Genomic DNA, 14,535 nt, shown 5'->3' with positions numbered 1-14,535 from the left:
CGATGAAGAAGATCGTGCGCAACAAGACGTTCTGGCTGTTTCTCGTGGTGCTGTTCGCGCTGCCGGTGCTGCCCGGCGTGCTGCGGGTGCCCGAATACTGGATCACGCTGCTGAACTACATCGGCCTGTACGCGATCGTCGCGATCGGGCTCGTGCTGCTGACGGGCGTCGGCGGGATGACGAGCTTCGGGCAGGCGGCCTTCGTCGGCATCGGCGCGTACGCGACCGCGTACCTGACGACGCGCTACGGCGTGTCGCCATGGCTCGGGCTGATCGCCGGCGTCGTGCTGACGGCGCTCGTCGCGCTCGTGCTGGGTGCGGTGACGATGCGGCTGTCCGGGCATTTCCTGCCGCTCGGCACGATCGCCTGGGGCCTCGCGCTGTTCTACCTGTTCGGCAACCTCGAGCTGCTCGGCAAGTACGACGGGATCAACGGCATTCCGGCGCTGCACCTGTTCGGCGTCGTGCTGGACAGCGGACGCAGCCTGTATTTCCTGATCTGGGCGGTCGTGCTCGCGGCGATCGTGTCGGTGCAGAACCTGCTGAACAGCCGGCCGGGCCGCGCGATCCGCGCGCTGCGCGGCGGCGGCGTGATGGCCGAGGCGATGGGCGTGAACACCGCATGGATGCGGGTCGTGATCTTCGTCTACGCGGCGGTGCTCGCGGCGGTTTCCGGCTTCCTGTACGCGCACCTGCAGCGCGCGGTGAACCCGACGCCGTTCGGCTTGAACCACGGGATCGAATTCCTGTTCATGGCGGTGGTCGGCGGCGTCGCACATGTGTGGGGCGCGGTGCTCGGCGCGGCGATCCTCACCGTGCTGCAGGACTACCTGCAGACGCTGCTGCCGAAGCTGCTCGGTTCGGAAGGCAACTTCGAGATCATCGTGTTCGGCGTGCTGATGGTGCTGCTGCTGCAGTACGCGCGGCAAGGCGTGTGGCCGTTCGTCGCGAGGCTGTTTCCACGTGGAACGCGCGCGCGCGTGCCGCACGACGCCGATTCTTTGCCGCAGCGCACCAGGCCGGCGACGGGCGAAGCGCTGCTGGTCGTCGACAACGCGCGCAAGCAGTTCGGCGGGCTGGTGGCCGTCAACGACGTCAGCTTCGAGGTCAACGCGGGGCAGATCATCGGCCTGATCGGCCCGAACGGCGCCGGCAAGTCGACGACGTTCAATCTCGTGACGGGCGTGCTGCGGCCGACCGGCGGCGCGATCACGTTCCGCGGCGAGCGGATCGACGGCCTGACGTCGCGCGAGATCGTCCGCCGCGGCATCGGCCGCACGTTCCAGCACGTGAAGCTGCTGCCGGGGATGACCGTGCTCGAGAACGTCGCGCTCGGCGCGCATCTGCGCGGTACGACCGGCGTCTGGCGCAGCGTCGCGCGGCTCAATGCCCGCGAGGAGGCGCGGTTGCTGGCCGAAGCGGCGCGCCAGATCCGCCGGGTCGGGCTAGAAACCCATATGTACGACGAAGCGGGGAGCCTTGCGCTCGGCCAGCAGCGGATACTCGAAATTGCCCGCGCGCTGTGCTGCGACCCGACGCTGCTGCTGCTCGACGAGCCGGCCGCCGGGCTGCGCTACAAGGAGAAGCAGCAACTGGCGGATCTGTTGCGGCGGCTGAAATCGGAAGGGATGAGCGTGCTGCTCGTCGAGCACGACATGGACTTCGTGATGAATCTCACCGATCGGCTGGTGGTGATGGAGTTCGGCACGCGGATCGCGGAAGGGCTGCCGCAGGAGGTGCAGCAGGATCCGGCGGTGCTCGAAGCGTACCTGGGCGGGGTGGAATGATGGCGGACACGATGCCGATTCTCGACGTGCACGGGCTCTCGGTCCGGTACGGCAAGGTGGAGGCGCTGCACGGCGCGGCGATCAAGGTCGGCGCGGGGCAGATCGTCAGCGTGATCGGGCCCAATGGGGCCGGCAAATCGACGCTGCTGAACGCGATCATGGGCGCGTTGCCGGTCACCGGCCAAGCGTCGGGCGCAGTCGTTTATCGCGGCACCGACGTCGGCGCGCTGCCGGTCGAGCAGCGGGTGGCGCGCGGCATGTGCCTCGTGCCGGAAAAGCGCGAGCTGTTCGGCACGATGTCGGTCGAAGACAACCTCGTGCTCGGCGCATACCGGCGCAAGCAGGCAGGCGAAACGAGCTTCCTCGACCAGCTCGATCATGTGTTCGCGCTGTTTCCTCGCCTGAAGGAGCGGCGTAATCAGGCGGCCGGCACGCTGTCCGGCGGCGAGCGGCAGATGCTCGCAGTGGGGCGGGCGCTGATGGGCAAGCCCGATCTGCTGATGCTCGACGAGCCGAGCCTCGGACTCGCCCCGCTGATCGTGAAGGAGATCTTTCATATCATCAGCGCGCTGCGCGGCACCGGTGTCGCGACGCTGCTGATCGAGCAGAACGCGCGGGCGGCGCTGCAGATTTCCGACTACGGCTATGTGCTCGAGACCGGCGAGTTCGCGTTGGAAGGGCCGGCGGCTGAACTTGCACAGAATCCGCGTGTGATCGAAACGTACCTCGGGTTGGCAAAGAAGACGGCTTGAACGGTGGGTTCGGCGGAAAGCGGGCGGCGTGTTTCACGTGAAACAGGCCGCTTTTGTTTGAGTCGGGACGCAAGACTCGACGGCCACAGCGTTGGGATAAGTGCCAAGCAAACGGCCCGAAATTCTGTGCCTGCGGCATGCGGAACACGGCCGGACGGCACAGATTCGCCGATCGACCAGCGGAAAAGCGACGAAATGAACGGACCCTACCATTCGGACGGCCTTCGGGTGAAAAGCGAACCCGCTATAATTCGGCCCATACATTTCTCAGATAGGTTCGTGCGCAGTCCTGCGTGCGGAATCCACCATGCTTTTTCCCACAGAATTTGACGTCATCGTCGTCGGTGGCGGTCATGCCGGCACGGAAGCCGCGCTCGCGTCCGCCCGTATGGGCGTGAAGACGCTGCTGCTGACGCACAACATCGAAACGCTTGGGCAGATGAGCTGCAATCCGTCGATCGGCGGCATCGGCAAGGGGCATCTGGTCAAGGAAGTCGACGCGCTGGGCGGCGCCATGGCTGCCGCGACGGACGAGAGCGGCATCCAGTTCCGGATCCTCAATTCGTCGAAAGGGCCGGCCGTGCGTGCGACGCGCGCCCAGGCCGACCGCATCCTGTACAAGGCCGCGATTCGTCACCGCCTCGAGAATCAGCCCAATCTGTGGCTGTTCCAGCAGGCGGTCGACGACCTGATGGTCGAAGGGGACCGTGTGGTGGGGGCCGTGACGCAGATCGGCATCCGTTTCCGCGCCCGCGCGGTGGTGCTGACCGCCGGGACCTTCCTCGACGGCAAGATCCACGTCGGCCTGAACAACTACACGGGCGGCCGCGCCGGCGATCCGGCGGCCGTGACGCTGTCGTCGCGCCTGAAGGAACTGAAGCTGCCCCAAGGGCGGCTGAAGACCGGTACGCCGCCACGCATCGACGGCCGCACGATCGACTTTTCGAAGCTGGAAGAGCAGCCCGGTGATCTGGACCCGATTCCGGTGTTCTCGTTCCTGGGGCGAGCGGAGCAGCATCCGCAGCAGCTGCCGTGCTGGGTCACGCACACGAACGAGCGCACGCACGACATCATCCGCGGCGGTCTCGATCGCTCGCCGATGTATACAGGCGTGATCGAAGGCGTCGGGCCGCGCTACTGCCCGTCGATCGAGGACAAGATCCACCGTTTCGCGTCCAAGGAATCGCATCAGATCTTCCTGGAGCCGGAAGGGCTGACCACCAACGAGTTCTATCCGAACGGGATTTCGACGAGCCTGCCGTTCGACGTCCAGCTCGAGCTCGTGCACTCGATGCGCGGCCTCGAACAGGCCCACATCCTGCGCCCGGGCTACGCGATCGAGTATGACTACTTCGATCCGCGCGCACTGAAGGCATCGCTTGAAACCAAGGCGATCAACGGGTTGTTCTTTGCGGGCCAGATCAACGGGACGACGGGCTACGAGGAAGCGGCGGCTCAAGGGCTGCTGGCCGGCGTCAACGCGGGCCTGTACGTGCAGGAGAAGGACGCATGGTGCCCGCGTCGCGACCAGGCGTATCTGGGCGTGCTGGTCGATGATCTGGTGACGCGCGGCGTCGCCGAGCCGTACCGGATGTTCACGAGCCGGGCCGAATACCGCCTGAGCCTGCGTGAAGACAATGCGGACATGCGCCTGACCGAGATCGGCCGCGAACTGGGCCTGGTGGACGACGTTCGCTGGGATGCGTTCTGCCGGAAGCGCGACGCTGTTTCACGTGAAACCGAGCGCCTGAAGTCGACGTGGGTCACGCCGAAGACGCTGCCGGCCGACGAAGCCACGGCGTTGCTCGGCAAGGCAATCGACCACGAATACAGCCTCGCCGAACTGCTGCGCCGCCCGGGCATCAGTTACGACGGCGTGTGCAGCCTGAAGGGTGGCGAATGCGGTCCGGCGGAACCGCTGGCCGACGATCCGGTGCTGCTCGAGCAGATCAAGGAGCAGGTCGAGATCGGCATCAAATATCAGGGCTATATCGAGCGTCAGGCGAACGAGATCGAGCGCAACGACGCGAACGAAAACACCCGCTTGCCGGAAGGCATCGACTACCGCGAAGTGCGTGGCCTGTCGTTCGAAGTGAGTCAGAAGCTGAATCAGTTCCGGCCGGAAACGATCGGCCAGGCGTCGCGCATTTCGGGCGTCACGCCGGCGGCGATCTCGCTGCTGATGGTGCACCTGAAGCGCCGCGGCCTGGGTCGCCGCAACGGCAATGCCAATGCCGCCGAGGCAGTGGAGCAGGGGGACGGCAGCGTCCCGACGCAGCAATGACGGCGCGTCGCGCGCCGGCGCTCAATCGGGATGGCCTGGAGAGAATGCTCGTCGAGGGTGCGCATGCACTCGACGTCGCGCTGACGGATGCGCAGCGGAATCAGCTGCTCGACTATGTCGCACTGCTCGGGAAGTGGAACGCGGTCTACAACCTGACCGCGATTCGCGATCCGCAGCAGATGCTGATTCAGCACATCCTCGATTCGCTTTCGATCGTTCCTCATCTGCGTGGCCGCGCGTCGGCGCGCGTGCTCGACGTCGGGTCGGGCGGCGGGCTGCCGGGCATCGTGCTGGCGATCGTGCTGCCGGACTGGCAGATCACGCTGAACGATATCGTCCAGAAGAAGTCTGCATTCCAGACGCAAACTCGGGCCGAGCTGAAACTCGCGAACCTGTCGGTCGTGACCGGGCGCGTGGAAACGCTGCAGCCGGGCGTCGAAGTGCCGGAAAAATTCGACGTAATCGTATCGCGCGCTTTCGCGGACCTATCCGACTTCGTTAAACTTGCTCGACATCTGGTCGCGCGTGGCGGATCGATCTGGGCGATGAAGGGCGTGCATCCGGATGACGAGATTGCACGGCTGCCCGACGGCAGCCACGTGAAGCAGACCATTCGGCTGGCGGTGCCGATGCTCGATGCCGAACGGCATCTGATCGAAGTCGCCGTCGACGAGGCGAATTGACGGCGCGCTGTCGGCGCGCCGATTGTTTGAAGTTAGAAGGACACACCAACGATGGCAAAGATCTTCTGCGTTGCGAACCAGAAGGGGGGCGTCGGCAAGACGACGACAACGGTCAATCTCGCCGCGAGCCTTGCAGCGCAGGAGCAACGTGTCCTGCTGATCGATCTCGACCCGCAAGGCAACGCGACGATGGGTAGCGGGATCGACAAGGCGGGTGTCGAGTCGACCGTGTACGAGGTGCTGGTCGACGGGGTCACGGTTGCCGATGCGCGCGTGCGCCCCGAAGCGGTGACGTACGACGTGCTGCCGGCGAACCGCGAACTGTCCGGCGCCGAAATCGAGCTGATCGGCATCGACAATCGCGAGCGCCGGTTGAAGGCGGCGCTCGAGCGCGTGGCCGACGATTACGACTTCGTGCTGATCGATTGTCCGCCGACGCTGTCGCTGCTGACGCTGAACGGCCTGTGCGCGGCGCACGGCGTCGTGATTCCGATGCAGTGCGAATACTTCGCACTCGAGGGCCTGTCGGATCTCGTCAACACGATCAAGCAGGTGCATGCGAATATGAACCGCGACCTGAAGATCATCGGCTTGCTGCGGGTGATGTTCGATCCGCGCATCACACTGCAGCAGCAGGTTTCCGACCAACTGAAGGCGCACTTCGGCGACAAGGTGTTCGACGTGGTGATTCCGCGCAACGTTCGCCTCGCGGAAGCGCCGAGTTACGGGTTGCCGGGCGTCGTGTTCGACCGCGGCTCGCGCGGTGCGCAGGCCTATCTCCAGTTCGGCGCCGAGATGATCGAGCGCGTGCGCGCATTCGATGCGTGATCCGGACATGAGCGAAGCGAGGAAGAAAGACATGAACGCGGTGCCGAAGAAGAAAGGGTTGGGTCGTGGCCTCGAAGCGCTGCTCGGCGGCAGTGCCGACATCACCGAAGCGGTGAAGATCGAGGGCGCGCCGAACACGCTCGCGCTTGCGAAGCTGCAGGCCGGCAAGTACCAGCCGCGGACGCGAATGGACGAGGGCAGCCTGCAGGAACTGGCGGCGAGCATCCGCGCGCAGGGCGTGATGCAGCCGATCCTGGTTCGCCCCATTTCGTCAGACAAATACGAGATCATCGCGGGCGAGCGGCGTTTCCGCGCCGCGCGTCTCGCCGGCCTCGAAGAAGTGCCGGTGCTCGTGAAGGATGTGTCCGATCAAGCCGCCGCCGCGATGGCACTGATCGAGAACATCCAGCGCGAAGACCTGAATCCGCTGGAAGAGGCGCATGGCATCCAGCGCCTGCTCGACGAATTCCATTTCACGCACGAGCAGGCCGCCGAGTCGGTCGGCCGTTCGCGCAGCGCGGTGTCGAACCTGCTGCGCCTGCTGAATCTCGCGGCGCCGGTGCAGACGATGCTGCTCGCCGGCGATCTCGACATGGGCCATGCGCGCGCGCTGCTGGCGGTCGATGCGGCGACGCAGATCACGCTTGCGCACCAGGTCGTGAACAAGCGCATGTCGGTGCGCGAGACCGAGAAGCTCGTCACGCAGACGACGAAGGAAGCGCCTGCCGTGAAGGCGCGCGCGAAGGACGACGGCGGCCGCGACACGCGCCGTCTCGAAGAGGAGTTGTCCGACCTGCTGGCGTCGACGGTGAAGATCAAGCTCGGCCGCCGCGGGCGAGGGCAGGTGACGATCGATTTCGGCAACCTCGATGCGCTCGAGGGCATCCTCGCGCGGCTGCGCGGTAACGTCGCAACTGAAGAGTGACGAGGTTCAATTGATCGAAAGCACGGGCGCGCCGGCGCCGCGCCGGTGGCTCGGCTGGCTTTTGCAGGAGCCCGTACTGACGGTACTGGCCGTTGCGCTGATCGTTCTCGAATGGTTGCGCCCGCAACCGTTCGCGATACTGGCCGGTCTGGTCGACTGGCAGACGGTCGCGACGCTTGCCGGCCTGCTGATGCTGACGAAGGCGCTCGAGCTGTCCGGGTGCCTGATGTGGCTGGCCCATCGCATCGTGCATCACGTGCATTCCGAGCGCGCGCTCGCGATGCTGCTCGTCGGGTTCTCCGCCGCGCTCTCGATGTGGCTCACCAACGACGTCGCGCTGTTCGTCGTCGTGCCGTTGATGGTGTCGCTGCGCGCATTGACGCCGCTGCCGTTCCGGCGGCTCGTGATCGTCGTTGCGCTGGCCGTCAACGCGGGGTCGGTCGCGACGCCGCTCGGCAATCCGCAGAACCTGTTCCTGTGGCAGTTGAGCGGCGTGTCGTTCAGCCGCTTCGTGCTCACGCTCGGGCCGCTCGCGATTGCGTTGATGGCGTTGCTGCTCGCGGTCACGGCGTGCGTGTTTCGTGCCAAACCGCTCGACTTGTCGGGAGACGTGCAGGCGGTGCCCGTGCAACGCATGCACGCATTGCTCGCGGCCGTGCTGTTCGGCGGCTTCGTGCTGCTCGCCGATGCGCATCATGCGCTGCACGGCCTGATCGCCGTCGTGCTCGCGCTGCTGGCGGCGAAGCGCGACGCAGTCCTGAAAATCGACTGGCTGCTGTTGCTGATCTTCGTGCTGATGTTCGTCGTGCTGCGCACCGCGGCTGCGCTGCCCGCGATACACGACGCGATCGCGCATGCGCGTCTCGACACGCCGCTGCGCGTGTTCGCGGCGGGCGCGATGTTGTCGCAGGGGATCAGCAACGTGCCTGCCGCGATCCTGCTGTCGGAGTTCACGCGGGACTGGCGCGCACTTGCGTTCGGGGTATCCGTCGGCGGCTTCGGCATCGCGATCGGCTCGCTCGCGAACCTGATCGCGGTGCGGCTCGCGAAGGAGCCGCGCATGTGGCTGCCGTTTCACGCGGTGTCGATTCCGTTCGCGCTGGCGAGTGCGGCACTCGGCGCGTGGTTGCTCGTCCACGGTTGAGCGCCGCGGCCGGCGGCAGCGGCGACGCCGGCCGCCTGCAAAAGCGTGGCCGGGCAGGGCGGCAGCAGCAGCGATCTTCGAAACACCCCCCTGTTGATAAGTGCGCCGATTCTCAGTCGATCTGCTGTGGCGACGCAACGCCGCTCGCCGCTTCATCTGCACGGCTGATCGCATTTCTTCGTGCTGCCAAGCGGCGCACGTCGGCGAGGTGCGGTTGTCGCGCAGCGCCGGCCGCTGCGCTTCCGTTCGTTCCGCCTTCGCGGAATTTCATCGCACTCAGCCCGCCGCGACGCCGCGTCACAGCCCCCATTTCCGGCCGTTGATTTCCGCTGAAACGCGCATTTCCGCCCGCGAAATGTGCGACGCGAAAAAACCACCTTACAACTGTCATCGTACCTCGTGGATTCACGCGTTTTTCACATCATGAGGCGTCGTTTTACGCAGGTTTTTGTCGCGTCTAAAGCCTTGAATCACCTGCAACTATCGCTTACAATCGCCCGGATTTGTTAGCTAGGCGCCCCTGAAAGCTTTCGGAAAGCTTGGGGCCGGGTTCAGGGATTTTGCGGAAGACTGCGATGGCGGGTCAGGCGCCGAAAAATGGGCACGATGATCACCGCGCGCAACGCACCGCTTCAGCGGCCGGCGAGCGGCGCGAATCCTCCGGCGACGACTGGGACGCCGAGCTGCAAGATGACAACATCGTTCCGCTCACGCGGGCCGAAGCCGAGAAGCTGTTCGGCCCGAACGTGAGTCGGCCCTCGCGTATCACCCCCTACAAGGTGGTGATCGCGCAAGTGGCCTTGTCCCTGGTTGCAACGCTGGCGTGGTGGCTGTTTTCGAAGTCGCCGGGCGCCGCTGCGCAATCCGCGTTTCTGGGCGGAGCGATCGGCTGGGTGCCGAGTGCGTTGTTCGTGGCACGACTGAAGGCAGGTGGCTCGGCCACCGTGATGAGCTGGGTGGCAGGTGAAGCCGTCAAGCTCGGTGTGACGATCGGGATGTTCGCCGCAGTGGCGTTCGGCTATCCCGGCGTGCACTGGGTGCCGCTCCTCGTCACGTACCTCGTCGTGCTGAAGACGTACTGGATCGCGCTGGCCTGGCGGTAAGGAACAAGCAGCGCGCGATTTCGACATGAACACGCGCCGGCCCGTTCCCGCAATAGCGTATTGCGGAATCGGGCAAAACGATTTTCGACAATTTGGGTGGCATTAACGATATGGCAGCTAGCGAAGGCACGCGCGGTCCGGATCCGTCCGAGTACATTGCGCACCACTTGCAGAATTTCTCCACCTCGCATCAGACGTCGATTTTCGACATTCATGTCTGGAATCTCGACACGCTGTTCTGGTCGATCGTGTGTGGCGTCGTCACCATCCTCGTGCTGCGCCTGGCTGCCCGCAAGGCGACGTCCGGCGTGCCGGGCCGCTTCCAGTGCGCGATCGAGATGCTCGTCGAGATGGTCGAAGACCAGTCGAAGGCGATCGTCCACGGCAACCGCGCCTTCATCGCTCCGCTCGCACTGACCGTGTTCGTGTGGGTCGCGCTGATGAACGCCCTCGACTTCCTCCCCGTCGACCTGCCGGGCCGCGTGATCGGCGTGCTCGGTCTGTCGGGCATCATTTCCCACCATCGCATCGTTCCGACGGCCGACCTGAACGGCACCCTCGGCATCGCGCTCGGCGTGTTCGTCCTGATGATCTACTACAGCATCAAGATCAAGGGCGCGGGCGGCTTCGTGCATGAACTGCTGTCGGCACCGTTCGGCGCACACCCGGCGCTGTGGATCCCGAACCTCGCGCTCAACATCGTCGAATTCGTCGCGAAGACCGTCTCGCTCGGCATGCGGTTGTTCGGCAACATGTACGCGGGTGAGCTGGTGTTCCTGCTGATCGCCCTGCTCGGCAGCATGTGGAGCTTCGGCGGTGACGCAACGTTCCTCGGCTTCATTGGTCACGTGATCGCGGGCAGCGTCTGGGCAATCTTCCACATCCTGATTGTTCTGTTGCAGGCATTCATTTTCATGATGCTGACGCTGGTGTATCTCGGCCAGGCGCACGACAAGCACTAAGCGCGGCGTGCAAAAAAGAGTCTTCGTTTTAGTTTTTTAAATCTCAGTTCCAAGTCTTTTCACAAAGGAGTGATCATGCAAGCTTTCATCGCCAACATCCAGGGTCTGACCGCCATCGGTATCGGCATCATCATCGGCCTGGGTGCGATCGGCGCCTGTATCGGTATCGCGCTGATGGGTGGCAAGTACATCGAAGCATGCGCACGTCAGCCGGAACTCATCAACCCGCTGCAAACGAAGATGTTCCTGCTGGCTGGTCTGATCGACGCGGCGTTCCTGATCGGTGTTGGTGTCGCAATGCTGTTCGCGTTCGCGAACCCGCTCCTGTCGAAGCTCGCAGGCTAAGGTTCCTCGGAAATATGCGCCCGGCGTGAGCCGGCGCAGGGCGGAACGGAGACTTGGGGCGCTGATCGAATGCAACTCGATGAGCGCCTTACCGTTTCATTTTTCCGGAATAGCAGATAAGGAAACACCGTGAATCTCAACGCAACTCTGTTTGCGCAAATGGTCGTGTTCCTGGTCCTCGCGTGGTTCACGATGAAATTCGTGTGGCCGCCGTTGATCAATGCCCTCGACGAGCGCGCGAAGAAGATCGCCGACGGCCTCGCCGCCGCGGAAAAGGGCAAGGCGGAACTCGACGCAGCGCACAAGCGCGTGGACCAGGAACTCGCGCAGGCCCGCAATGACGGCCAGCAGCGCATCGCCGACGCTGAAAAGCGTGCCCAGGCGGTCGCCGAGGAAATCAAGGCCAATGCCCAGGCTGAAGCCGCCCGCATCGTCGCCCAGGCGAAAGCGGAAGCAGAACAGCAAATCGTGAAGGCGCGCGAAGCGCTGCGTGGCGAAGTCGCCACGCTGGCCGTGAAGGGCGCCGAGCAGATCCTGAAGCGCGAAGTCGATCAAACGGCCCACGCCCAACTGCTGAATCAACTGAAAGCCGAGCTCTGATCATGGCCGAACTTGCAACCATCGCCCGCCCTTACGCAGAAGCGCTGTTCCGCGTGGCCGAGGGGGGTGACATCGCCGCCTGGTCCACGCTCGTGCAAGAGCTGGCCCAGGTTGCGCATCTGCCCGAAGTGCTCTCCGTGGCGTCGAATCCGAAGGTGACCCGCGCGCAAGTGGCCGAGCTGCTGCTTGCCGCGGCGAAGTCGCCGCTCGCGACGTCCGCCGAGGCGAAGAACTTCGTGCAGATGCTGGTCGACAATCATCGCATCGCGCTGCTGCCGGAAATCGCCGTGCAGTTCGACGCGCTCAAGAACGCGCGCGAAGGCGCCGCCGACGCAACGATCGTCAGCGCATTCCCGCTGAACGGTACGGACCTCGAAGGTCTCGTCGCGAGCCTCGAGCGCAAGTTCAAGCGCAAGCTGAAGCCGACGGTCGAAGTCGATTCGTCGCTGATCGGCGGCGTGCGCGTGACGGTCGGCGACGAAGTGCTCGACTCTTCGGTTCGCGCGCGCCTTGCTTCGATGCAGGCTGCCTTGACCGCCTGAGCGCCACGCCGGCACGCAACAGAATTGACTATCAGGAGCGAATAATGCAACTCAATCCCTCTGAGATCAGCGAGCTGATCAAGAGCCGGATCCAGGGCCTTGAAGCGAGCGCAGACGTTCGCAACCAGGGCACCGTGATCTCCGTGACCGACGGTATCGTGCGCATCCACGGCCTGTCGGACGTGATGCAGGGCGAAATGCTCGAGTTCCCGGGCAACACGTTCGGCCTCGCGCTGAACCTCGAGCGCGACTCGGTCGGCGCGGTGATTCTCGGCGAATACGAACACATCTCGGAAGGCGACATCGTCAAGACGACGGGCCGCATTCTCGAAGTCCCGGTCGGTCCGGAACTCGTCGGCCGCGTGGTCGACGCGCTGGGCAACCCGATCGACGGCAAAGGCCCGGTCAACGCGAAGCTGACCGACGCGATCGAAAAGATCGCCCCGGGCGTGATCTGGCGCAAGTCGGTGTCGCAGCCGGTGCAGACCGGCCTGAAGTCGATCGACTCGATGGTGCCGATCGGCCGCGGCCAGCGTGAGCTGATCATCGGCGACCGTCAGTGCGGCAAGACCGCGGTGGCGCTCGACACGATCATCAACCAGAAGGGCAAGGACCTGATCTGTATCTACGTCGCGATCGGCCAGAAGGCTTCGTCGATCATGAACGTGGTGCGCAAGCTCGAAGAAACCGGCGCGATGGAGTACACGATCGTCGTCGCCGCTTCGGCATCGGATTCCGCCGCGATGCAGTACCTCGCGCCGTACGCGGGCTGCACGATGGGTGAATACTTCCGCGATCGCGGCCAGGACGCGCTGATCATTTACGACGACTTGACCAAGCAGGCTTGGGCATACCGTCAGATCTCGCTGCTGCTGCGCCGCCCGCCGGGCCGTGAAGCATACCCGGGCGACGTGTTCTATCTGCACTCGCGTCTGCTCGAGCGCGCGGCTCGCGTGTCGGAAGAGTACGTCGAGAAGTTCACGAACGGCGAAGTGAAGGGCAAGAGCGGCTCGCTGACGGCACTGCCGGTCATCGAAACGCAAGCGGGCGACGTGACCGCGTTCGTTCCGACGAACGTGATCTCGATCACCGACGGCCAGATCTTCCTGGAAACCGACCTGTTCAACGCGGGCATCCGTCCGGCAATCAACGCCGGCGTGTCGGTGTCGCGAGTCGGCGGCGCCGCGCAGACGAAGGTCGTGAAGAAGCTGTCGGGCGGTATCCGTACCGACCTCGCGCAGTACCGTGAGCTCGCAGCGTTCGCGCAGTTCGCGTCGGACCTCGACGAAGCGACCCGCAAGCAGCTCGAGCGCGGCCGCCGCGTGACGGAACTGCTGAAGCAGCCGCAGTACCAGCCGCTGCAGGTGTGGGAACTGGCCGTGTCGCTGTACGCCGCGAACAACGGCTACTTCGACGACCTCGACGTCAAGCAAGTGCTGCCGTTCGAGAAGGGCCTGCGCGAATTCCTGAAGACCAGCCACGCTGACCTCATCAAGCGCATCGAAGACACCAAGGACCTCTCGAAGGACGACGAAGGCGCGCTGCGCGCGGCGATCGAATCCTTCAAGAAGTCGGGTGCCTATTGATCCGCGCGTGAACACTGAAGCCGCGCGGGTCGCTTGACGCGCCCGCGCCGCTTCGGTCAAGGAGCAAGCTATGGCTGGAATGAAGGAAATTCGCGGCAAGATCAAGAGCGTGCAGAACACGCGCAAGATCACGAAGGCGATGGAGATGGTGGCCGCATCGAAGATGCGCCGCGCGCAGGAACGCATGCGCGCCGCTCGTCCGTATGCGGACAAGGTCCGTGCCATCGCCGCGCACATGAGCCGCGCGAACCCGGAGTACCGCCACCCGTTCATGGTGGCGAACGAAGGCGCGAAGACGGCCGGCATCATCCTCGTCACGACGGACAAGGGTCTGTGCGGCGGTCTGAACACCAACGTGCTGCGCGCGACGGTGCAGAAGTTCAAGGAGCTGGAAGAGAAGGGCCAGAAGGTCGAAGCCACCGCGATCGGCGGCAAGGGCCTCGGGTTCCTGAACCGCTTCGGCGCGAAGGTGATGTCGCAGGTCGTGCACCTCGGCGACACCCCGCACCTCGACAAGCTGATCGGCGCGGTGAAGACGCAGCTCGACCTGTACTCGGAAGGCAAGCTGTCGGCGGTTTATCTCGCGTACACGCGCTTCGTCAACACGATGAAGCAGGAAGCGGTGATCGAGCAGCTGCTGCCGCTGTCGTCGGAGCACTTCGAGGCGAATGACGGCACGCCGGCCACGTCGTGGGACTACATCTACGAGCCGGATGCGCAGGCTGTCGTCGACGAGCTGCTGGTGCGCTACGTCGAGGCGCTGGTGTACCAGGCCGTCGCGGAAAACATGGCGTCGGAGCAATCGGCGCGGATGGTCGCGATGAAGGCTGCGTCGGACAACGCGAAGACCGTGATCAGCGAGCTGCAGCTGGTGTACAACAAGAGCCGTCAGGCCGCGATCACGAAGGAACTGTCGGAGATCGTCGGCGGCGCCGCAGCTGTTTAAGCGCGAGCCGCCAGACCACCCGAAACTGCGCCTTTGCGCGAGTAAAGA

General features: G+C 64.6%; 15 protein-coding genes. 14 read left to right on the top strand and 1 reads right to left on the bottom strand.

From position 1 onward, the window contains the following. Positions 1-2: 2 nt before the first annotated feature. The 7 genes from WJ35_RS10930 (at position 3) to WJ35_RS10900 (ending at position 8,403) form a co-directional block, all read left to right on the top strand. Positions 3-1,787 carry an ABC transporter permease subunit gene (locus tag WJ35_RS10930; protein WP_060231137.1) on the top strand — a complete coding sequence of 595 codons (1,785 nt, stop codon included), beginning with the start codon at positions 3-5 and terminating at the stop codon, positions 1,785-1,787. Beyond that, positions 1,784-2,539: an ABC transporter ATP-binding protein gene (locus tag WJ35_RS10925; RefSeq protein ID WP_060231140.1), complete on the top strand. Its 756-nt coding sequence runs from the start codon at positions 1,784-1,786 to the stop codon at positions 2,537-2,539. The genes WJ35_RS10930 and WJ35_RS10925 overlap by 4 nt, the downstream gene beginning before the upstream one ends. A gap of 307 nt (positions 2,540-2,846) precedes the next feature. After that, complete coding sequence (gene mnmG / locus WJ35_RS10920) at positions 2,847-4,823, top strand: tRNA uridine-5-carboxymethylaminomethyl(34) synthesis enzyme MnmG (RefSeq protein ID WP_069239144.1); 1,977 nt, start codon at positions 2,847-2,849, stop codon at positions 4,821-4,823. Beyond that, on the top strand, positions 4,820-5,506 hold the full coding sequence (gene rsmG / locus WJ35_RS10915) for a 16S rRNA (guanine(527)-N(7))-methyltransferase RsmG (protein WP_045566910.1): 687 nt from the start codon (positions 4,820-4,822) through the stop codon (positions 5,504-5,506). Before mnmG ends, rsmG begins: the two co-directional genes overlap by 4 nt. Before the next feature lie 51 nt (positions 5,507-5,557). Then, entirely contained in the window at positions 5,558-6,334 is a 777-nt protein-coding gene (locus WJ35_RS10910; RefSeq protein WP_010093111.1) for a ParA family protein, read from the top strand. A gap of 31 nt (positions 6,335-6,365) precedes the next feature. Beyond that, entirely contained in the window at positions 6,366-7,259 is an 894-nt protein-coding gene (locus WJ35_RS10905; RefSeq protein WP_069239428.1) for a ParB/RepB/Spo0J family partition protein, read from the top strand. A 13-nt stretch (positions 7,260-7,272) separates the two neighbouring features. Continuing rightward, a complete protein-coding gene (locus WJ35_RS10900) occupies positions 7,273-8,403 on the top strand; it encodes an SLC13 family permease (protein ID WP_196222094.1) in 1,131 nt (376 codons plus the stop codon). 112 nt (positions 8,404-8,515) lie between these two features. Here WJ35_RS10900 and WJ35_RS31170 read toward each other — a convergent pair whose 3' ends face one another. Continuing rightward, on the bottom strand, positions 8,516-8,794 hold the full coding sequence (locus WJ35_RS31170; RefSeq protein WP_124260015.1) for a hypothetical protein: 279 nt from the start codon (positions 8,792-8,794) through the stop codon (positions 8,516-8,518). 184 nt (positions 8,795-8,978) lie between these two features. Between WJ35_RS31170 and WJ35_RS10895 the strand changes: the two genes are divergently transcribed. The 7 genes from WJ35_RS10895 (at position 8,979) to atpG (ending at position 14,487) form a co-directional block, all read left to right on the top strand. Beyond that, a complete protein-coding gene (locus WJ35_RS10895; RefSeq protein ID WP_060231145.1) occupies positions 8,979-9,506 on the top strand; it encodes an ATP synthase subunit I in 528 nt (175 codons plus the stop codon). A 110-nt stretch (positions 9,507-9,616) separates the two neighbouring features. Beyond that, the gene (gene atpB / locus WJ35_RS10890) at positions 9,617-10,468 is read left to right on the top strand and encodes a F0F1 ATP synthase subunit A (protein ID WP_060231148.1); all 852 of its coding nucleotides are present in this window, start codon (positions 9,617-9,619) and stop codon (positions 10,466-10,468) included. A gap of 75 nt (positions 10,469-10,543) precedes the next feature. Further along, positions 10,544-10,813, top strand: coding sequence for a F0F1 ATP synthase subunit C (gene atpE, locus WJ35_RS10885; RefSeq protein WP_004195828.1), 270 nt, complete (start codon positions 10,544-10,546; stop codon positions 10,811-10,813). Between the two features lie 129 nt (positions 10,814-10,942). Beyond that, positions 10,943-11,413: a F0F1 ATP synthase subunit B gene (locus WJ35_RS10880; protein WP_010093101.1), complete on the top strand. Its 471-nt coding sequence runs from the start codon at positions 10,943-10,945 to the stop codon at positions 11,411-11,413. Positions 11,414-11,415: 2 nt separating this feature from the next. Beyond that, positions 11,416-11,955, top strand: a complete 540-nt coding sequence (locus WJ35_RS10875; protein ID WP_010093099.1) for a F0F1 ATP synthase subunit delta — start codon at positions 11,416-11,418, stop codon at positions 11,953-11,955. 44 nt (positions 11,956-11,999) lie between these two features. After that, the gene (gene atpA / locus WJ35_RS10870) at positions 12,000-13,541 is read left to right on the top strand and encodes a F0F1 ATP synthase subunit alpha (protein ID WP_010093097.1); all 1,542 of its coding nucleotides are present in this window, start codon (positions 12,000-12,002) and stop codon (positions 13,539-13,541) included. Positions 13,542-13,611: 70 nt separating this feature from the next. Further along, complete coding sequence (gene atpG / locus WJ35_RS10865) at positions 13,612-14,487, top strand: F0F1 ATP synthase subunit gamma (RefSeq protein ID WP_010093096.1); 876 nt, start codon at positions 13,612-13,614, stop codon at positions 14,485-14,487. The last annotated feature ends 48 nt before the right edge of the window (positions 14,488-14,535 follow it).

The sequence above is a fragment of the Burkholderia ubonensis genome (assembly GCF_001718695.1).
GTDB lineage: Bacteria > Pseudomonadota > Gammaproteobacteria > Burkholderiales > Burkholderiaceae > Burkholderia > Burkholderia ubonensis_B.
This window is presented reverse-complemented; position numbering and strand designations above follow the sequence as displayed.

Bases quoted from the DNA above. Each gene is read 5' to 3' on its own strand.
- WJ35_RS10930 (WP_060231137.1), top strand. From the start codon at position 3: ATGAAGAAGATCGTGCGCAACAAGACGTTCTGGCTGTTTCTCGTGGTG.
- WJ35_RS10925 (WP_060231140.1), top strand. From the start codon at position 1,784: ATGATGGCGGACACGATGCCGATTCTCGACGTGCACGGGCTCTCGGTC.
- mnmG (WP_069239144.1), top strand. From the start codon at position 2,847: ATGCTTTTTCCCACAGAATTTGACGTCATCGTCGTCGGTGGCGGTCAT.
- rsmG (WP_045566910.1), top strand. From the start codon at position 4,820: ATGACGGCGCGTCGCGCGCCGGCGCTCAATCGGGATGGCCTGGAGAGA.
- WJ35_RS10910 (WP_010093111.1), top strand. From the start codon at position 5,558: ATGGCAAAGATCTTCTGCGTTGCGAACCAGAAGGGGGGCGTCGGCAAG.
- WJ35_RS10905 (WP_069239428.1), top strand. From the start codon at position 6,366: ATGAACGCGGTGCCGAAGAAGAAAGGGTTGGGTCGTGGCCTCGAAGCG.
- WJ35_RS31170 (WP_124260015.1), bottom strand. From the start codon at position 8,794: ATGACAGTTGTAAGGTGGTTTTTTCGCGTCGCACATTTCGCGGGCGGA.
- WJ35_RS10895 (WP_060231145.1), top strand. From the start codon at position 8,979: ATGGCGGGTCAGGCGCCGAAAAATGGGCACGATGATCACCGCGCGCAA.
- atpB (WP_060231148.1), top strand. From the start codon at position 9,617: ATGGCAGCTAGCGAAGGCACGCGCGGTCCGGATCCGTCCGAGTACATT.
- atpE (WP_004195828.1), top strand. From the start codon at position 10,544: ATGCAAGCTTTCATCGCCAACATCCAGGGTCTGACCGCCATCGGTATC.
- WJ35_RS10875 (WP_010093099.1), top strand. From the start codon at position 11,416: ATGGCCGAACTTGCAACCATCGCCCGCCCTTACGCAGAAGCGCTGTTC.
- atpA (WP_010093097.1), top strand. From the start codon at position 12,000: ATGCAACTCAATCCCTCTGAGATCAGCGAGCTGATCAAGAGCCGGATC.
- atpG (WP_010093096.1), top strand. From the start codon at position 13,612: ATGGCTGGAATGAAGGAAATTCGCGGCAAGATCAAGAGCGTGCAGAAC.